This window comes from Alteromonas sp. M12 (genome assembly GCF_037478005.1).
GTDB lineage: Bacteria > Pseudomonadota > Gammaproteobacteria > Enterobacterales > Alteromonadaceae > Aliiglaciecola > Aliiglaciecola lipolytica_A.
Genome location: NZ_CP144164.1, coordinates 94,503 through 114,517, shown reverse-complemented (window position 1 = coordinate 114,517; position 20,015 = coordinate 94,503). Strand labels below are relative to the sequence as shown.

The following is a 20,015-nucleotide window of genomic DNA, read 5'->3' as shown; positions in this document are numbered from 1 at the left end:
ATGCTCTAAGTGCTTGTTAATTATTTGTTCTAGATAATTTTAATACGTAGAGAGCGGATTCAATAACAACGATATCAATACCCGCGCGGTTCGAATTTCCGTTGAGCAAAACTTGTTATTAAACTGACCTAGATCAATGTGACCTCATGAATTACTGATTAAATACAATTCAAGAATTCACATATAAGGGGAAACCATGATGACGAATTCAAAAGTAATGACGTTACTCAAAGTGGTGATGATCTCGGGATTATGTTTAATTATGTTAGGGATTTATTTACATCTTTTTAGTCAAACAATTGATGAGATGGGAATAGGCGGAATCATCATCAGTGCAGCCTGTGTGGCAGTGGGAATGATTATGTCACTTCCAACTAAAATGATTATTACCTTTATTTTAGTCAAGCGTGAGTCCGAACAAACAGAGCGCGTCTTGGATAACAGAATATAGCCCCGTTATTTTAAAAATAATTTATTAATCGAAATTATTGACTAAATATCAATCAATATTATACTGTACAAAAACACAGTATAATATTGAGAGGATGTTATGACACGAGAATTAATTAATTTACACGATTCAATATGTGAATCCACTCGCAGTGAAATACAGCAACAAAGAATTGAACAAAAGAATAAAGATAGGGCCGTCCGAGACCAACAATTTGATAGCCTTATCAGGCGTTTGGATAATCTAAGAATGCTAGCGAAATCGAAAAATAAAAACCATAGCACCGAACGCAGAATTCAAACTAGTTTTGCTTTTTAAGTGTTTCCTTTAGCGAGTATTAAAGGCTTACCTGAAAAGTTATTTTGATTAGATTTTGCAGAGCTGGATTAACCAGCTCTCAGGTTTTCAATACGTTTTTCCAATGGCGGATGACTTGAAAATAGCTTTTGTATTTTTCCTGCATTAATCGCAAAAGCAGCCATTTCATCAGGCATATCAGGGGTTCCCTGAAAACTTTTCAATTTAGCTAGGGCCGCAATCATATTTGCCCTACCCGCGAGTTTCGCACCACCTTCATCTGCTCTAAACTCTCTATATCGAGAAAACCACATCACTAACATCATCGCTAAAAAGCCGAGAATAATTTCAGCAATAATAGAGACGATCCAAAAAGCCGGACCATGACCTCTTTCAACCTTAAAAACCACTCGATCAACGACATGCCCAATGACTCTAGATAGAAAAACGACAAAAGTGTTCACCACACCTTGAATTAGGGTCATAGTGACCATGTCACCATTAGCGACGTGACTCACTTCGTGAGCAAGTACTGCCTCAACTTCATTTTTGTTCATATGTGAAAGAAGCCCAGTACTAACTGCGACTAACGCATTGTTGCGATTCCAGCCTGTTGCAAATGCATTAGGAGATTGACTATTAAAAAGTCCAACTTTAGGCATTCCAATACCCGCCATTTCAGCTTGCCGCCTTACCGTATCTACAAGCCATCGCTGAGTCGTATCTGCTGGTTGTTCAATAACATGAACCCCCATTGAGCGTTTGGCCATAAACTTGGAAAGAAACAAAGAAATAAAGGCCCCGCTAAAGCCAATAACTCCAGCATAAATCATTAGCGCAGTTAGGTCTAAATCAACCCCATTTTCTGCCAGTAACCCTTGAAACCCCAAAAGACTAAATGTCACGCTCAATAACGCTATGATGGCTATATTTGTACCTAAAAACAGAAATATTCTTAACATTTACGGCTCCTTTTTTCGGTTTAAAACGAACACTGCTTAGATAGAAATATTAACAATTATAAAAAGCAATCAAACAAGTTCATTTGCATAGTTCAATATGGGTCTTGAAAAAAATTGTGCAATAGAATAATTGCACAATTTAGCGCTAATTTACGTAAAATATCGATAAGTTTTCTTTGAAACAACTTATCAGCCGTGTAATCTTAGAAAGTTTATCAATATATTTACGGTTGAAATGATGATTTTGCTGAGTTGAAATCGGCAAAATAGGGTTAAATCCGTAAAATAAGTAGTTTTTGAGTGAAGATAGATGGCAATTGCAAAGTAAATTGTTGTTCAGTATCAATAACTCGCTATAATTTGTTATTCTTTGGTGAGTGACAAAATTTAAATTTAGATCGTTGGAGATTATTGTGAAATTAAAAGCGTTGTTGAGCGTGTTAGTTGGAAGTTTGTTGATGTTTGCCGTACAAGCGCAAAACATGTCTGAGGAAGATATCAAATCCCGTATTGCGCCAGTTGGTTCTGTGCATGTTGCGGGTGCTAAAGCAGACTCGGCTGCAGCTTCAGGTCCTCGTTCTGGTGAAGACATATATAATACCGCTTGTTTCGCTTGCCATGCATCAGGTGTGTTAAATGCTCCTAAACTGCATGATGCCGCTGATTGGTCACCGCGATTGGAAAAAGGAATCGACGAAGTATTGCATAACGCACTCAATGGACTTGGTTCTATGCCTCCAAGAGGAACCTGTGGCGATTGTTCAGATGACGATATTAAAGCAGCAATAGAGTTCATGATAGAAGGTGTCTGATTTTAGTTAGTTTCGCTGGTATAAGGTTCTTTATGATCAATCATTTATTGGATTAAATTAATTGACTGAAGACTTTAATGCAGGGCAGTTAACAGTTGAGGAATTGCGAGAACTAATTCCTCAGCTTCAGCAGTTAACTGAAAAATATAAGCGCTCTGAGCATATCCAAAGAGCGCTTTTTGACATCTCAGAGTTAGCTGGTTCTATCAGCGAACTTTCACGCCTGTATGTAGCAATTCACGAAATCATTGGGCAATTCATGAATGCTCAAAACTTTTTTGTAGCCCTTTACGAAAAAGATGATGAGTTTGTGGAGTTCCCGTATTTCGTCGACCAGTTTGATGAAAGCGTAATCAAGCAAATTCCCGCAAAAGATTTACTCGGTGGTATCGCTGGCTATATTCTCAAAAGCGGCCAACATTTGGTTTTAACCGAAGAAAACTTCGAAAAAGAATCTAAAGAACGTAATATCAAAGCAATTGGTAAAACGCCTGTAGATTTAATTGGTGTGCCTCTCAAGCGCGGCAATCGGGTTATCGGCGCTATGGTAGTTCAAAGCTACGACAAAGCGGTTCGATACGTTAAAGATGAATTAGATTTATTGCTGTTCGTATCTCAGCACATTGTTAATGCACTCGATAGAGTTAAAAGTCGAGAGCTGACAGAACAAACGATTCGCGAGAGAACAAAACAATTACGCGAAATCAACGATGAGCTTCAAGAAGAGATATTAGAGCGTCAAAAAGTTGAATCTTTACAACAAGCACTTTTTGAAATTTCTGAAATAGCAGCTTCTGTTGAAGGGGAGATGTCTGATTTCTATGCTAGTTTGCATGACATTCTAGCCCGCTTATTGAGTGCTCCTAACTGTTATGTTGCAATTATTGATGAAAAACAAAGCTCGCTGGAATTTCCATATTACAGTGATGAAATAGATGATGTTGTCAATTCAAGGCCGTTAAGTAATGGACTCACCGAATTTGTATTACGTTCAGGCAAAGCAGAATTAATCGACCCAGATCGGGTTAATGATTTAGCCGCTCAAAACGAGTTAGATCAAAAAACTGCAGATAACATGATAAAGCATACCAATTCTTGGATAGGCTCTCCTTTGTATGTGGATGGTGTTATTTCCGGCGTCATTGCAGTTCAAACCTATGGGAAAGACAGCAAATACACCCTTAAAGATTTGGAACTATTAAAGTTCGTTTCACACCATATTGCGGTAGCTATAGAACGTAAAAGAGCTGCAGAATCGATTCAAAAATATAATATGCAGTTAAGCCGAAAAGTGCGAGAACGTACTGACGAATTACATCAAACCAATTTGTATTTAAAGAAACAAATTGAAGAACGCAAAGACATAGAATTAAAGTTAATCCACGATGCCCACCATGACGCGCTCACCAACCTGCCCAATAGAGTCATGTTTAACAGTCGATTAGAATTAGCTGTTGCAAACAAAAATCGTTACCCTGAACATCAGTTTGCTGTGCTTTTTATCGACTTAGATAGGTTCAAGCAAATTAATGACAGCTTGGGTCACCATGCTGGTGATATGTTCTTAGTTGAAGTTGCCAAACGCATCAGTAAATGCATACGTGCCCACGACCTATTAGCTCGGCTAGGAGGCGATGAGTTTGTTATTCTGCTTGATAGCTTCGACGATTTTAATGATGTGGAAGAGGTTGCCAATCGGATTATTCAAACACTTGCAATTCCCTTTCAATTCGACAACAAAGAAATGTATTCAGGGGCGAGTATTGGAATAGCAAATATTGAACAAGGATATAAAACAGCAGACGAATTGATTCGCGACGCAGATGCCGCTATGTACCAAGCAAAAGCACTGGGACGTGGACGCTTTGTACTGTTCGATACCAGTATGCGTCAAAAGCTATTGGAAGAACTCGAATTAGAAAATGAGTTTCGTAAAACCCTCAATAACCAACATTTTGACTCTCAAATTCAAGCGGTTGTAAATTTCCAAACTAATAGGATTCTCTATCACGAATTTTTTGTGCGTTGGATTCATCCTACAATAGGTAAAATAAAGCGGGAACAGTTCTGGAAGGTAGCCCAATCTAGTGGACTGACCGTAGAAATTGATAACTTTATGCTGGAGCAGGCCATTAAGGTTTTGCAACATTGGCGCACATTAGGTGAGTCTGAAGCGACTCAAAAGATAGCAATTAACTTGTCAATTAGTCATCTTTCACAAAGTCGCCTAGTAAACCAGATAATTGAACGGGTTAAATCTGCGCAAATTGATCCATCGAATTTAGTGTTTGAGTTTGATGAAAACGAATTAAATCATCGCAGCCAGTTTATGTTACCAGCCATTAAAAAGCTTAAACGTTCCGGGGTAATTTTGGTTTTAGATAACTTTGGAAGTGGTCTTGCTTCTTTAAGTTATTTATACAGCTACCCATTTGATTACGTAAAAATTGATCATAAATTCGTTAAATCGATAACTCGCTCAAAACGCAATTACAATTTGATTCGTTCTGTATTAGCCATATCAAGTCAGTTGTCATTTAAACTGATAGCGGAAGGCATTGAAAATGAAGATCAGTACAATGCACTAGTCGAGGCGGGCTGCACCTTAGGCCAAGGTCATTATATACAATCACCCATCAGTATGACGGCGATTTTGGCACAAGATTCACTTCCCACTAGATAGAATGTTTCTCAAATTTGCTATTCCAGTTTGACCTTTTTGCTGGCGCACTTCTGCACTGTCTTTTACTTTTTTATGTTCCCAAACAATATCATCTTGAGGCAACTCGTAAAGAAAACGACTTGGTTCAGGTTGAATCACCTCACCAAATTGACGACGTTCTTTGCTTAAGGTAAAAAACAACTCCTTCTGTGCTCGAGTAATACCAACGTAAGTCAATCGTCGCTCTTCTTCGATATTGTTTTCATCGATGCTACTTTGATGCGGTAATAGTCCTTCTTCCATACCAACCATGAAAACATAAGGAAATTCCAATCCTTTAGACGCATGTAAAGTCATAAGTTGTACCTGATCTGACTCCTCTGCGTCTTCGTTACGTTCCATCATATCTCGTAAAATTAACCGATTTACAACCTCTTGCAGGGTCATCGGTGGGTCCAGTTCATTGCCTTCGAGCATATCGCTTATCCAACCGAAAAGCGTACTGATATTTGCCATTGCCATTTCAGCTGCTTTGGGACTAGTGCTAGACTCGTAAAGCCATTCTTCGTACTGCATAGCTTTGATCATGCCCCGAATGGCAGCAATACCATCACCACGAACGGCGTTGTCAGAAGCTTCAACAATCCAGCGACTAAAGGCCTCGATATTCTGCTGGGCTTTGCCGCTTAAAACGCTGTGTAATTGCGGATGACACGCGGCCTCAAAAATAGAGCATCCTAACTGATTGGCAAAGCTACCTAACTTTTCTAAGGAAACACGGCCAATACCACGGGTAGGAGTGTTAATCACTCTAAGCAGCGCATTGTCGTCATCTTGATTAACTAATAGTCGTAAGTAAGCCATCAGGTCTTTGACCTCAGTGCGACCAAAGAACGACATTCCGCCATTGATTTTGTAAGGGATTCGATTACTCATCAATATCTTTTCAAACAACCGAGATTGATGATTGCCACGATACAAAATCGCATAATCTTTAAATTGGGTATTCTTCATAAACTTATGAGCAAGCAGTTCAGCAACAACCCGCTCTGCTTCATGCTCTTCATTCTTTGCAATCAGCACTTTAAGCGGCTCACCGTACCCTAATTCTGAAAACAACTTTTTTTCGAACACATGAGGATTGTTTTGAATGAGAATATTCGCGCTATGAAGTATTCGCCCTGAAGAGCGATAGTTTTGTTCCAGTTTTACTAGTTTCAAGCTGGGAAAATCTTGCTGCAAAAGCACTAAGTTTTGCGGTCTGGCTCCGCGCCACGAGTAAATGGATTGGTCATCGTCCCCTACCACAGTAAACCTTGCCCGTTCCCCAACTAACAATCTAACCAGCTCGTACTGACTCGTATTGGTATCTTGGTATTCATCAACCAGCAAGTATTTAATTTTGTTTTGCCATTTTTGCCGAACGGTTTCATTATTTTGTAAAAGCAAGGTAGGCATCAAGATTAAATCATCAAAATCTAGTGCGTTGTAGGCTCTAAGATGTGTTTGATATTCATGATAAACTTTCGCAAATTCCACTTCTCCGGGCGACAATGCACGCTTTTGCAACTGTTCAGGCAAGATTAGATCATTTTTCCAATTTGAAATACACGACTGCAACAAGCTCAATTGCTCTTTATCACCATCAAGAGAGTCTTCGGTTAGATCTTTTAGCAAGGCCATGGTGTCTTTGTCGTCAAATAATGAGAATCCAGGTTTGATCCCTAAACTACGAAACTCCGACTTGATGATATTCAGACCCATGGTATGGAAGGTAGAAACTTTGAGACCGCGAGCGTCTTTTTTGCCCATAGTTTGGGCCACACGCTCTTTCATTTCTCTGGCGGCTTTATTGGTGAAAGTTACCGCGGCAATTTGACGAGCAGGAATACCACACTGTTGAACCAAGTATGCGATTTTATTTGTAATTACCCGAGTTTTACCACTGCCCGCCCCAGCGAGCACTAAGCATGGGCCTGAGATAAATTTGACTGCTTGATTTTGACCGTCGTTGAGTTTCATGGGTGTATCTTTAAAAAATGGCCGGGAATTGTAAAAAATTAACGACCGAATAGCTAGCATCGTTATATCAATTCAGGACTTTTACTACAAATGCAGTAAGTTCAACATTCGTCTGTTACAATCATATTTTTATTTGGAGGCTCTATCCATGTTGGATCCGAAAAAACTGGAAGATATCGCAAAACAAATAACTGATTCGATTCCCCCTGGTGTGAAAACCATGGCTGAAGGAGCGGAGGCAAAAGTAAAACAGGTTCTTCAATCTCAGTTGAGCCGCCTAGACTTCGTAAGCAGGGAAGAGTTTGATGTACAAAGTCAGGTGCTGATTCGCACACGAGAAAAACTCGAAGCCTTAGAAGTTAGACTAGATAAGTTGGAAAATCCAAGTCCTTCAACTGAAAAGACTAACTAAATTCGGTTTTCGAACGACTATAACCAATAGTGACAAAGCATTCCAATTGCTACGCCCATACCTGCGTAATGGTTGTTTAAAAATGCTTTAAAACAATTCACTCTGTTTCTATCCTTAATTAGATACTGTTGGTAAACAAAAAATCCTGCCATGGCCAAAAGCGAAATATACATTGGCCATGTCATGTTTAAATAGTAAGCCACAAATCCCAGCAACAGCAAAGTGACTATTTGGGTGATACCCACAGCAAGTTTGTCGGCCTGACCAAATAGCACGGCTGTGGACTTAACCCCAATTTTTAGATCATCATCTCGGTCGACCATGGCATATTCAGTGTCATAACCCACAGTCCAGATCACGTTTATCAAAAAAAGTAACCAAGCAATCCAATTGAGATGTTCGTTGATCGCCATGAAAGCCATTGGAATTGACCAACTAAAAGCAGCACCTAACACCACTTGAGGAAGGTTGGTAAAACGCTTCATAAACGGATAGATAATCGCTAACGCTAACGCCCCAAACGACAAAAGAATTGTTTGATAGTTGAGGGTTAAAACCAATAAAAGAGAAATAAGTACTAACCCGGCAAACAGTAACAAGGCTTCTTTTTCAGATACTTCTCCACTGACTAATGGCCGTGATTTAGTACGTTCAACTTTGCCATCCACATGCCGGTCCGCATAATCATTGATAACACATCCAGCACTGCGCATCGCAAAGACACCAATAACAAAAACAATAACTATCTGTATTGGTGGATTGCCTTGGGCAGCGATTAGCAATGCCCAGACCGTCGGCCACAACAATAAATAGCTACCTATTGGTTTATCCATACGGGCCAATCTGATCAATGCGTGAACTTTACTATTCCCCATATTTAGCCTTGTTTAGAGTAAGCTGGACAATCAGGAAGAAATATCTCTGCGACCATCAACTGTAGTTGCTTAAAATCAAACACCGAGCGACGCCCCCACACTGGACGCTGCGCTGAAATTGCTAGCAAATCAGAAAAGTGACGCGTATCGGGTAACTTTAACAGCTGAAATGGACTGCGTACAAACCGACTATCATTGAAGATAATTTTTCCCAATGGTTGATTTCCCAACTCGACTAAATCCATTTCACAAAGTTGTTGCGGCAAAATCGAACGAGCAAACACCCAAGGCTGGCCATTACCACATAAAATCACTTCTCTAACTTGCCATTGAGTGTCATTTACTAACAGAGAACCTGAACTAAGTTGGGTCAATTCCTCAAGCTCTGGCTGCATCTGCCGTTGACCTATTAATTCAAGCTTAAAATCCGCACAGTGTGATTGCAATCGTTCAGTAAGTGAGCCGGTATCTAAAAGCCAATTTTTTAGATAGGGATCGCTAACAGTAAGATCGTCTGCTGACAACCAATTTGCTGGGATTGAAACGGGAAATTGAGTTTGCTGAATCAAAATTGCGCTAAGTCCATGAAAATATGACGCTATCATACCAATAGCTGCTAACATACTGAAGATAATAGGTTGATAAGATTTATCGCCAAAGTGTAAAGATTATAATCTTCAGTTTGTAATAGGCAAATTGGTTAAATTAATTCTCTACAATTGCTAAACTAAAGACATTTGAATTGGCACTTAATAAAGCCATTAAAATTCGCATTTAAATAATTCGAGATAACAATATGAAATCTGTGCTTTTTGCGTTCATTCTAGCGATTACTTCAAGTCAATTTATTGGAACCGTCCACGGCCAATCAAATTTCGCTTATTATGGATTAGAGCCAGATATCGTTACTAACTTTTTAGGCTCCAACGCGAACAATTTAGGTTTTGTCCGCACGACTATAGAGCTAATGTTGGAAGATGCGGATTATATTGAAGCTGTTGAGCACCATTCGCCACTATTAAGAGCGACAGTCATAGACATACTCGGCAGACAACCAAAAGACAAAGTAAAATCTCTTACCGGCAGAGAAGACTTCCGCAGAAGCAGCCTTGAACGACTTAGAGAGTTAATGGAAAAAGAAACGGGTAAACCGATGATAAAAGACATCATCATCACTAAATTTATTGTGCAAGGCGGATAGCTAGCCTGTTGTAAGTTAGTTTTTACTGTGGCTTTTTTGAGTGAAGTAAACGTAGCACCAAGCAATTGCGCATCCGCATACCAAGCCTAAAGTATGAGCGGTATTGGCAACCGAAACCCATAATACATCGATATACCCTAAGACCAACCAGACTAACGAAAAACCAATAATGTAGTTAGGTAATGCGAGTCCCCATTGTGGACGCAGCCAGCCGCACCACCACACAAAACCAATAATTCCATATACCACACCAGACAAACCACCAAAATCAGGACCTGACATCAGTAATTGACCAATATTAGGAATAATTGCAGTTATCAAAAAGACTAACAGTAAGGTGCTAGAACCAAACTTCTTCTCAATTTCCTTGCCGGCTAACCACCACCAAAGCAGATTAAAAATAATGTGCATTTCGTCAAAGTGAATAAATGCAGGCGTAATAGCTCTCCACCATTCCCCTGTTTCAATCAGTAAAGACCAGGGCAATAACATCAGGTTCTCTCTGACCCAAATGAAGCCACCCGCGATAGAACCCAAATAAACCAGAATACATATGCCCATTATCAGCCACATGAACGGGGTTTGTTGGAACATACTCCAACGCAGTTTGGGGAATACTGATTTTTGTCTAGAACGTAAGAGTTGTTGCTCTAATTCCCAAGCGTGTTTCTGATACTTAGGATCTGTCGGGTTATCGACAAATTCCTTAACAATAAACGCGGCTTCTTGAAGGCAGGCAGGATCGTCAAGTAAGACTTGATGGTTTAAGTCTCCTTCTGCATAAGCATAACTAGCTGGGATATTCTGGCTAATTAAGTAAGTAACCAACAACATTGCAGGACTTTCATGGCCAAAGCTAACTAACTCGAGAGATTTACTCACAATTTTAGTCTGCTTCCTGAGAGACGAAAGGCATGGCAGCCTTCCAAGCTTCAAAACCACCATCCATGCTATAAACTTGCTCGAAGCCCTGATGAATCAAAAATTGAGCCGCTTGTTGGCTACTAATACCATGATAACAACAAACAATAACCGGGGTTTCGAATTCAGTTTCTGACATAAACTGCTGCAAACTACCATTGGTTAAATGCACCGCACCTTCAATATGACCAGCCGCAAATGACTGTTCATCTCGAATGTCTACTAGTTGCGCTTTTTTGTCTAACAAAAGAGCTTGTGTTTGTTCTACGGAAATATGTTCGAACTGCTCCAAATCTACCCCTATTTACTATTGTTTAGTTAACGACTACCAATTTAATATCACTTTACCAGATTGTCCCGACTCCATAGCATCAAAGCCTTGTTGGAAGTCGTCGATAGAAAACTGATGGGTAATAATAGGATCTAAGTTCAATCCTGACTGCAAGAGACTAGCCATTTTATACCAAGTTTCAAACATTTCACGGCCATAAACACCTTTAATGGTTAAACCTTTGAAAATCACTTGGTTCCAGTCTATTGCCACATCTTTAGGTGGAATGCCCAACATGGCAACTTTACCACCATTATTCATTTTAGCCAGCATATCTCGTAATGCAGAGGGGACGCCTGACATTTCTAAACCAACATCAAACCCTTCGGTCATCCCTAATTCAAGCATCACATCTTGCAAATTTTGAGTGGCGACATTTACCGTGCGAGTTGCGCCCATTTTGTTAGCCAAATCTAAGCGATAATCGTTGATGTCGGTGATAACCACATACCTAGCACCGGCATGCTTTGCCACAGCTGCAGCCATAATACCAATAGGACCAGCCCCGGTGATCAATACATCTTCGCCAACCAAGTCAAATGACAAAGCAGTGTGAACTGCATTGCCAAAAGGGTCAAAAATCGACGCTAGCTCATCGCTGATATTGTCGGGAATTTTAAATGCATTAAACGCAGGAATCACCAGGTACTCAGCAAAAGCCCCAGGGCGATTTACACCAACACCTTCGGTATTGCGACACAAGTGGCGTCTACCAGCACGACAGTTTCGACAGTGCCCGCAAGTTATGTGTCCTTCACCAGAGACCCGATCCCCTATGTTAAAACCTCTGACTTCCTGACCAATTTCAACCACTACGCCAACATATTCATGACCTACAATCATTGGCACAGGAATGGTATTTTGTGACCATTCGTCCCATTGATAAATATGCATGTCTGTGCCACATATTGCGGTTTTATTGATTTTAATTAGTAGATCATTGTGACCAACTTCAGGGACAGGAGCATCGTTCATCCATATCCCTTTTTCGGGGTATAATTTCGCAAGTGATTTCATGAGATCACCTTCAATTCACGACCGACATCGATAAAAGCATCGATTGCACGATCAACCTGCTCGATTGAGTGAGCGGCAGACATTTGCGTGCGAATTCGCGCTTGCCCTTTTGGTACAACAGGAAAAGAGAAGCCAACCACATAAATGCCTCGTTCTAACATCTTGTCAGCCATTTCACTGGCTAGCTTCGCGTCACCTAACATCACCGGAATAATTGCATGGTCTTTGCCTGACAAGGTAAAACCGGCACTTTCCATACGGCTTCTAAAATGTTTAGCATTTCGGTTAAGTTGCTGGCGTAATTCATGCCCTTGCTCCAGCATCGAAAATACTTTCAATGACGCGGCAACAATTGGAGGTGCAACAGAATTAGAAAACAAATATGGTCGAGAGCGTTGACGCAACCATTCGACGACTTCTTTTTTACCTGATGTGTAACCACCTGATGCACCGCCAAGCGCTTTACCAAGAGTACCGGTAATGATATCTACCCGCCCCATAACATCATTGTATTCATGGCTACCGCGTCCGTTTTCACCGACAAACCCAGTAGCATGACAATCATCGACCATTACCATGGCATCGTATTTGTCAGCTAAGTCGCAAATACTATGCAAATCGGCTATCACACCATCCATCGAGAAAACGCCATCGGTGGCAATTAATTTAAAACGTGCGCCATCTTTTTCGGCTTGAATCAATTGCTCTTCCAAGGCTTGCATGTCGTTATTCGCATAACGATATCGCTTGGCTTTGCATAGACGAACACCGTCAATAATACTGGCATGATTCAAAGCATCAGAGATAATGGCATCTTCAGGGCCCATAATAGTCTCAAACAAACCGCCATTAGCATCAAAACATGATGGATATAAAATGGTGTCCTGCATTCCCAAAAAAGCACTGATTTTTTGCTCTAACTGCTTATGGATATCTTGGGTTCCACAGATAAAGCGCACCGAGGCCATACCAAATCCATGCTCATCTAAACCGTCTTTAGCGGCGGCAATTAACGCCTCATGATTGGCTAATCCTAAATAATTATTAGCACAAAAATTAAGTACATGTTCACCGCTTTGAACAACTATATCAGCGCTCTGGGCTGAAGTAATTACACGCTCGGATTTATACAAGCCATCTTGTTTGACTTGTTCAATTTGCTGATTGAGATGTTGGTAGAATGATTGACTCATATTGCCCCCAATGAATTAGATGGCGCTATATTAAAAGAAATTTTCGCTAGGTAATACGTTGTGCCACTGCTTTGGCACTAATTATAGGACATGTTGAGGTGTAAGGATTTAATTACACACGGAATTTAGCACAGAAGGCGAACTGGACATGGCAGTCACAATCGCAATCTTTGCACGCAATTAATGCGACTGACCGTATTGCCAAATTCCATTTTTACAGTACTTTTGTAACTCTTCGAACAACAAATCTTCGGGGATAGGTTTTGCAATATAGAAACCTTGCGCCATGTTGCAATCAAACTGTTTGAGTAAATCAATCTGCAATTGTTCTTCTATCCCTTCGGCAATTACTTTCATTTTTAAGTTTTGCACCATGGACACAGTCGCCGCCACTATCTGCCTATCGGCATCATTGGATAACATACCGTCAATAAACGCGCGGTCTATTTTAATAAAATTCGCGGGCATTGTTTTCAAGTAACTTAAGGAAGAATAGCCGGTGCCAAAATCATCAATAGAAATTAAGAAGCCTTTATCAATTAACCTTTGCATAATCTCGTTGGTACGCTGGATATCAGACACTAAGGTTCTCTCGGTCAATTCCAATTCGATTAAGCTGGGTTTCAACCCAGAACTTTTTATTTTTTCCTCTAAATAGGGGACTAAATCGGGATCAAGAAATTGAATACCGGCCAAATTGATTGCTATTTTTAAATCGGGATATCCTTGTTGTTTAAACGTTTGCAGCAAACTAAACGCATTTTCAATACACCAATATCCAAGGGTCAACATAAACTCAGTGTTTTCTAGGATAGGGATGAAATCACCCGGTGAAATAGGTCCCCTGTCAGGGTGATTCCAGCGCAACAAGGCTTCAAACCCCACAAGACGTCCAGTTTTTAGCTCTATCTGGGGTTGTAAGGAAAAACTAAAATTATCGTTTATAAGAGCAATTCGGGCCTCATCTTCTAGGGCTACTTTATCTATGGCGTTTTTCGACATAGATTCGATATATAGCTTGATACAGTTACCGCCATCGTTCTTCGCGTGGTACATAGCAATGTCTGCACAACGAATCAGTTCATTGACGTTAGTTTCTGCCGATGATGTGTGAGCAAAGCCGACACTGGTTGATACATAAAAACGCAATTGCGCCACGTTTATCGGCGCTCTAAAGCGATCCAGAAGTTTCTCGGCAACTTTGATGGCACTTTTGATATCCTCTACATTGTTCAATAAAATTGCAAATTCATCACCACCTAGTCGACAAACGATGCCATTTTCATCTAATGCACTTTGGAAACGAGCTGCAGCCTCTCTTAATAATTCATCGCCAATTGTATGCCCATAACTATCATTTACTTTTTTAAAGTCATCTAAGTCGAACATCATTAACACGACAAACTTTTCACTCTCGACTAACTTTGCCACCGCCTCTTTAGTTTTACTCACCAACATATTCCGGTTGGGTAGATTAGTTAGCTGGTCATACATAGCCATTTTTTCTAATTCATTGGCTTTGGTTAAAACTTCATTATCAAGTTGCTCAAGGCGATCAGCCAGTTTATTAGCGGAGGCATTTAGGGTGTCCAGCTCATCTTTAAAATAATGTGTAGTCACTCTGTTTCGGAGTCTAAATTGTTGATACTCCCGCAACGCTAACAGCGGCAAGCGTTCGCTGAAATCAATTAAGCGCTGACGTACGCTGTTGGTAATCAAATAGAATAACAACATGGCCAGCACAAACACCACAGATGCAGTGATCAGTATAGTTTGTTGGTAAGCCCGGTGGGCTAACATCATTGGCGTAATATCGTATGCTGCCAAAATATAATCATCATCGGCATTTACAGTCGACATTGGAATAACCACAGCAAAATAATGTTTATTGTTGATATTTAACTGGGCTCCTTCAACGGTAAGTTTATCAATGGTTAGCTTTGCCGGAAACGAATCAATTAAGGGTTCAAATAAGTCAAAATGTTTAACCGCCAATGGTTCTCTTATTCGGAAATCCCGAGCATATTTAGCCTCAGTTTTATTAGACACATAAACTAATGCAAGGGTGGCATCTGTAGACTGATTAAGAAATGCTAGTGTATCAATTAGACTTAGACTCAATGTAATGACTGCTACACTTCCATCTGCCTGAAACAGAGGAATAGACAAAATCTGTGAACACTGAGGTACACAAAATGTGCTTTCTTTAGGTGACTGATTTTCAAAAACATACTCCGTATTTTTCAGAATATGCGGTGGTATATCCGATTCAGAGGAATACATTAGGTTTTTTTGGCTATCGAAAAGCCAACCTTCTTCCACTTGCATGTTCAATTGCAAAAACTCAAAACGAGAAGATAAGGTTTTAGCTAATGCTTGAATCGGTTCAGGCTCGTTCTGATGTAACTGAACCAACATCTCAACCCAAGACTCAATGCGGGCGCCAAATATCTTATTTAATAGTAGGTATTGACTTTGATTTTGATGCTTGATTTCTTGTTGTTTGAGTATGAAGTCCTGATTGGTTTTTTGTAACCAGAGAAAGGACATAGATATTCCCAAAACCAATAAAAAAACCAGCAACAGTAGGAGCATTTTGTTAGTAAGGCTAAGAAAAGACTTCATGTTAGAACCAATGGGCTAATTGAACACCCCAAATATTCCAATATTTGTGGTCGTTCTGGATCGTATTGGGCATAAAAACAGGAGCTAAACGCCCAGTGCCTTTGACACGATGAAATTCGGCTTGGACTTGCCAATTTTCTGAAAAAGTCCAGCTAGTCCCTAAGGTGAATTGATCTTGATAGCCAAAGTACGCTGGCACAATGCCACCAGATAGCGCCGACCTAGCTTCACCACTTCGATCCTTGCGATCTAAATCAAAAATGTCCAATCTTGCAGTTAAGCTAATGTCTTTATTTACATTGTAACGACCTTGAATATACCCACCCTCACCGTGGGAGTCGTTATTGAACCCCAAATAAACTAGGTTGCTATAGATACTCCGTTCCCTGAATAATTCCATGGCTAACTGCCAATTTTGAGTCTCATAAGTGCCCTGAAGCATAAAACGTTGGACTTGTGCGTCACCATCAAAAAAAGCATCATTTTCGCCACTATTATACTTAAATTTGGAATCCAACAATCCGACGCTAAACTTCACAGCTTGGTTGTGCCAAACGAAATTCCCTTGATGCACAAACTTTTGTTCAATGTCTCCTGTGGCAATCTCTGCAATCAAATTCTTAGTTTGTTCCTGACTGATGGGCGAGCTTCCATAACTCCAATTGAATTCCCAGTCTCCCAAAGTATTTGATGTGTTGGCAACTAACGCCACACCATCAACCCCAAGGGCCACATCTCTGAAGGCGTCAAAATAGATGGACTGAGGTAGAATGATGGTTGGTCTAGTATGGGGTACATCCCGAGTGGATGAGTACAACCAATGATAGTTTTTCACTCTGCCTAAATGCACGTTGACCTGCCAATCTAGTGTACTAATAGCGCGCCAATCTAGAAATAAATAGTCAACTCGGAATCCCTCAGGATAACGATTACCACCGTTTAAATAAACGACCTGTCCCGCCACTCTAAAGTTGGAATCTAAAGTATAAGATCCATTGAGACCTATCTCTGTCAGTTTCAAGGTGACGTCGCCTTCGTCATCAATGTAATTAGAGTTTTGTGCCTGAATCACTCCTTGAGCAATAAAGCCACGCCAATTAAAGTTGTCTGAACTACTCGCGCTAAACGAAAAAGCGGATATGGTAAAACCAAATAGAGCTAGCAAATTTACCGATAATTTCATCTGCTATTCTCCTATTACTTTTATTTTTTTGACTTTCTCGGTGCTGCTAACATCGAGTACATAACCTATGGCACCGGGGGTAGAGCGGAGTTTTTTAAGCATTTCTTTGGTACTTTTCAGCTCTTTGGGTTTATCTCCTAATCCAGAATAAGCTAACTTATTCCATAGTCTTTCTATTTGGTAAGGGAACATTTTAAGGACATCTTTACAAAGTGCTTGATGGGCTGGATTATCGGTTTTTAATACAAACACAGATATAGGCTGTCCATCAGGCCAGACAGTTTGTCGCATCGAGAATATTTTGCGCAATTGAGCGGGGGTCAGTTCTTCCGTTTTTACATCACTGTTAACTAAAACACTGATTGACCTATCCTCTGCCAGAGTCGCAGTTGATAATATGGTCAATAAAATAAAAGTGACCTGAGCCAGTCTACTTAACAATCCTTTCACCTTTCCTCTAAACAGGATTTCTCCTGAGAAATTAAGATTAGTTTATCTTTTTAGAACTTGCGCATGCTTTTTTGAGTTAATATTAGTTTCGTTTACTGTTTTCAGTCACTTTGGCTAAAAAACGACCTTTAAACGCGATTATTCGACTTTTACTAATCATATGCCGACAGAGTATAATAATTACCAGCATGACTCAATCACCCTCTCAACAGTCTTCATTTTTAAATTCTACGAAGCTAGTTTGTAGCCGCTGGCTGTACTCATTAACTTTATCGTTGGTTATTCCTATTTTATTTATACATTGGTTAGTCAATTTTAGTTTGCGCAAAAAACAATTTAATTTACATCGTTTAAGCCGTTTCTCGATTTACACCAAAGCTGTAAAGGGATCGGAGATATTAATTCACTGTGTTTCAGTGGGCGAAGTCGCTGTAGCTGCTAGTTTAATTGAAAAATTATTTCGCGAAGATCCAAACCTAAACGTAACAGTCACGACCACTACCCCTACAGGGGCAGCTAATGTGAAAAATCTTTTAGGTGAGAAAGTGCAGCATTTATATTTACCTTTTGATTTGGGATGGATGATGAAACGAATGTTAAACAAAATTCGTCCAAAACAAGTTTTGGTGGTAGAAGTTGAATTGTGGCCGAATATGATAAGGCAATGTGTGAAAGGTCAAATTCCGGTAATTTTGGTCAACGGCAGAATGACCGATCGCTCTGTTCGCGGATATCAAAAAATGGCTGCGTTGATCAGTCCAATGATGCAATCCATCAAACACGTTTGCGCCCAATCAGAAAGAGATTACCGAAATTACCTTAGCTTGGGCATCCCCGCAGATAAACTGACGATTACCGGCAATATTAAATTTGAATTGGAAAATACTATTAGTGGTGTAGCTGAACCCTTAGTCACCAAATTTAAGCATGAAAAGCGAAAAATACTTATTGCTGGAAGTACCCACGATCCAGAAGAGCAAGTTTTAGTTGAAGCCACTAAGTCTCTTATCAAACAGTTTCCTGAATTACTGTTAATGATAGTTCCGCGCCATCCTCAGCGTTTTGATAAAGTTTATGAGTTGCTCAGCGACTCTGGATTAAGCGTCTCCAGAACGTCTCAAACAAACAAGAGTGTGCGCCATACCGACATTGTTTTAGTTGACCAAATGGGTGTTTTAACCGACCTATATCATTATGCTGATTTTGCGTTCATCGGTGGTAGCATTGCAGCGAAAGGCGGACACAATCCACTGGAAGCGGCAGTGGCTGCAATCCCCACAATGATGGGAAACCACATTCACAATAACCCTGCTATATGTGAATCTTTAAAACAAAGCGGTAATCTATTCTTAGTCACTACTAGCCAAGATATTGTTGATTTAGTTAGTCATTGGCTTGTTGACGATAAAGCGCGTATTTCCGCCGGCCAGAAGGGTTACGATGTTATAAAATCCAATAGAGGAGCGCTGCAAAAAACCATTGAACTAATAAATACTCATCGGCCTTGAGCAGATAACAGCCTGTCAATTTGCTCAACAACCTTTTCCACTTCAATTAACTTCATCAAATCTTGACCTTTTGCCCGGGTTCCCCAAGGAAGCTGCTGCCAAGTTTTACCGGTTTGTTGCAAAATAACCTGGTCGTAAACTGAAACCACATATTGCAAACTTAAATATGGCCCCGTCCGGCGAGGATTACTGTGTGCATACAGGCCAATTACGTCAGTGCCAACAGTAGTCGCCATATGGGCTGGCCCAGTATCAGGAGCAATCACAAATTTCGCGAACTTAAGCACTGCTAGCATTTGTTTTAGCGAGGTTTTACCAATCAAATTTGTAACTTTATGCTTACTATGAGTTTCAATTTGCTGACCTAAACTTTTATCTAAATCAGCTGGACCTCCGCACAAAACAACGTTAATCCCTTTTTCAGTTAAATAATCCGCTATGCTCGCATATCGCTCCGGTAACCAGTTTCTTTCCGCTTTACTAGCAGCGGGGCTGATTACCACATAGGATTTAAGCTCTGCTTGCAGATCTTTAGCCAACTTTTGCTCGTCATCAGCAAGTGGAATGGACCAACTCACGTTGTTAGGTGAAGGCACATTTATGCTATCAGCAAACCCCATAAAGCCCTCTAAAACATGGGCGTGCTGCTGTGCGGCTATGCGCCGATTAGCAAATAACCAATGTAATTCTTTGCTTCGAGCCCAATCAAAGCCAATTTTCGTTGTAGCATTGATTAATCTCGCCGCCCAGTTGGCACGAAATGCCACCTGCATTAAAAACAAGGCATCAAACTTTTCTCCATTCAAATCATCTTTGAGTTTGACATAGGCATCTTTTCCCATTTTTTTATCAAAAATGATGAAACGTACATTTGGCATACCTTTCAATAATTGATACTCAATCTTGCCAATGATCCAAGTAATTTGGATGTTAGGAGCATGTTTAACAATTCGGTCTACCATAGCTGCGGCATGGCAAACATCACCAATCGCTGATAGACGCAGAAGACAGAGTTTTTGGACATTCACAATAGTAGGTTCGATTGCTGCTGTAATATGTGTCCAATTTCATTACAATTCATACCATTACACAA

At 40.3% G+C, this 20,015-nt stretch carries 19 protein-coding genes; 7 read left to right on the top strand and 12 right to left on the bottom strand.

The features are described from left to right. Positions 1 to 199: 199 nt before the first annotated feature. Positions 200 to 451, top strand: coding sequence for a hypothetical protein (locus tag VUI23_RS00510; protein ID WP_342808216.1), 252 nt, complete (start codon positions 200 to 202; stop codon positions 449 to 451). 99 nt (positions 452 to 550) lie between these two features. Then, positions 551 to 769, top strand: coding sequence for a hypothetical protein (locus VUI23_RS00505; RefSeq protein WP_216049344.1), 219 nt, complete (start codon positions 551 to 553; stop codon positions 767 to 769). 68 nt (positions 770 to 837) lie between these two features. Here VUI23_RS00505 and htpX read toward each other — a convergent pair whose 3' ends face one another. Further along, on the bottom strand, positions 838 to 1,710 hold the full coding sequence (gene htpX, locus VUI23_RS00500) for a protease HtpX (protein ID WP_342806179.1): 873 nt from the start codon (positions 1,708 to 1,710) through the stop codon (positions 838 to 840). A 413-nt stretch (positions 1,711 to 2,123) separates the two neighbouring features. On the opposite strand from htpX, the gene VUI23_RS00495 reads away from it, so the two are divergent. Both VUI23_RS00495 and VUI23_RS00490 read left to right on the top strand, forming a co-directional pair. Beyond that, the gene (locus VUI23_RS00495; RefSeq protein ID WP_216049346.1) at positions 2,124 to 2,522 is read left to right on the top strand and encodes a c-type cytochrome; all 399 of its coding nucleotides are present in this window, start codon (positions 2,124 to 2,126) and stop codon (positions 2,520 to 2,522) included. Between the two features lie 61 nt (positions 2,523 to 2,583). After that, entirely contained in the window at positions 2,584 to 5,205 is a 2,622-nt protein-coding gene (locus tag VUI23_RS00490; RefSeq protein ID WP_342806177.1) for an EAL domain-containing protein, read from the top strand. Here VUI23_RS00490 and rep read toward each other — a convergent pair. Beyond that, positions 5,188 to 7,206: a DNA helicase Rep gene (gene rep / locus VUI23_RS00485; protein WP_216049348.1), complete on the bottom strand. Its 2,019-nt coding sequence runs from the start codon at positions 7,204 to 7,206 to the stop codon at positions 5,188 to 5,190. The two genes, VUI23_RS00490 and rep, sit on opposite strands and share 18 nt — an antisense overlap. 148 nt (positions 7,207 to 7,354) lie before the next feature. Between rep and VUI23_RS00480 the strand changes: the two genes are divergently transcribed. Next, the gene (locus VUI23_RS00480) at positions 7,355 to 7,618 is read left to right on the top strand and encodes an accessory factor UbiK family protein (protein WP_216049349.1); all 264 of its coding nucleotides are present in this window, start codon (positions 7,355 to 7,357) and stop codon (positions 7,616 to 7,618) included. A gap of 17 nt (positions 7,619 to 7,635) precedes the next feature. Here the strand turns inward: VUI23_RS00480 and ubiA are convergent, their stop codons facing one another. After that, positions 7,636 to 8,493 carry a 4-hydroxybenzoate octaprenyltransferase gene (gene ubiA, locus VUI23_RS00475; RefSeq protein ID WP_342806175.1) on the bottom strand — a complete coding sequence of 286 codons (858 nt, stop codon included), beginning with the start codon at positions 8,491 to 8,493 and terminating at the stop codon, positions 7,636 to 7,638. 2 nt (positions 8,494 to 8,495) lie between these two features. Further along, complete coding sequence (locus VUI23_RS00470) at positions 8,496 to 9,098, bottom strand: chorismate lyase (RefSeq protein WP_342806173.1); 603 nt, start codon at positions 9,096 to 9,098, stop codon at positions 8,496 to 8,498. Positions 9,099 to 9,289: 191 nt separating this feature from the next. On the opposite strand from VUI23_RS00470, the gene VUI23_RS00465 reads away from it, so the two are divergent. After that, positions 9,290 to 9,694: a flagellar basal body-associated protein FliL gene (locus VUI23_RS00465; RefSeq protein WP_342806171.1), complete on the top strand. Its 405-nt coding sequence runs from the start codon at positions 9,290 to 9,292 to the stop codon at positions 9,692 to 9,694. Between the two features lie 15 nt (positions 9,695 to 9,709). On the opposite strand, the gene glpG is transcribed toward VUI23_RS00465, so the two are convergent. From glpG to VUI23_RS00430, 7 genes are all read right to left on the bottom strand, one after another. Then, positions 9,710 to 10,576 (bottom strand): rhomboid family intramembrane serine protease GlpG, encoded by an 867-nt coding sequence (gene glpG / locus VUI23_RS00460; protein WP_342806169.1) that lies wholly within the window; start codon positions 10,574 to 10,576, stop codon positions 9,710 to 9,712. Between the two features lie 4 nt (positions 10,577 to 10,580). Further along, the gene (glpE, locus tag VUI23_RS00455) at positions 10,581 to 10,907 is read right to left on the bottom strand and encodes a thiosulfate sulfurtransferase GlpE (protein WP_216049354.1); all 327 of its coding nucleotides are present in this window, start codon (positions 10,905 to 10,907) and stop codon (positions 10,581 to 10,583) included. Positions 10,908 to 10,940: 33 nt separating this feature from the next. Next, positions 10,941 to 11,963: an L-threonine 3-dehydrogenase gene (gene tdh / locus VUI23_RS00450; protein WP_216049355.1), complete on the bottom strand. Its 1,023-nt coding sequence runs from the start codon at positions 11,961 to 11,963 to the stop codon at positions 10,941 to 10,943. Next, entirely contained in the window at positions 11,960 to 13,156 is a 1,197-nt protein-coding gene (kbl, locus tag VUI23_RS00445) for a glycine C-acetyltransferase (RefSeq protein WP_216049356.1), read from the bottom strand. Before kbl ends, tdh begins: the two co-directional genes overlap by 4 nt. A gap of 180 nt (positions 13,157 to 13,336) precedes the next feature. Continuing rightward, positions 13,337 to 15,706, bottom strand: a complete 2,370-nt coding sequence (locus VUI23_RS00440; protein ID WP_216049357.1) for an EAL domain-containing protein — start codon at positions 15,704 to 15,706, stop codon at positions 13,337 to 13,339. Positions 15,707 to 15,782: 76 nt separating this feature from the next. Continuing rightward, a complete protein-coding gene (locus tag VUI23_RS00435) occupies positions 15,783 to 16,964 on the bottom strand; it encodes a TonB-dependent receptor (RefSeq protein ID WP_342806167.1) in 1,182 nt (393 codons plus the stop codon). Between the two features lie 3 nt (positions 16,965 to 16,967). Further along, positions 16,968 to 17,414, bottom strand: coding sequence for a hypothetical protein (locus VUI23_RS00430; protein ID WP_303571368.1), 447 nt, complete (start codon positions 17,412 to 17,414; stop codon positions 16,968 to 16,970). A gap of 188 nt (positions 17,415 to 17,602) precedes the next feature. Here VUI23_RS00430 and VUI23_RS00425 point away from each other — a divergent pair, with 188 nt between their 5' ends. Further along, entirely contained in the window at positions 17,603 to 18,922 is a 1,320-nt protein-coding gene (locus VUI23_RS00425) for a 3-deoxy-D-manno-octulosonic acid transferase (protein WP_342806165.1), read from the top strand. Here the strand turns inward: VUI23_RS00425 and VUI23_RS00420 are convergent. Then, complete coding sequence (locus VUI23_RS00420; protein WP_303500095.1) at positions 18,910 to 19,950, bottom strand: glycosyltransferase family 9 protein; 1,041 nt, start codon at positions 19,948 to 19,950, stop codon at positions 18,910 to 18,912. The genes VUI23_RS00425 and VUI23_RS00420 overlap by 13 nt on opposite strands. Positions 19,951 to 20,015 lie beyond the last annotated feature (65 nt).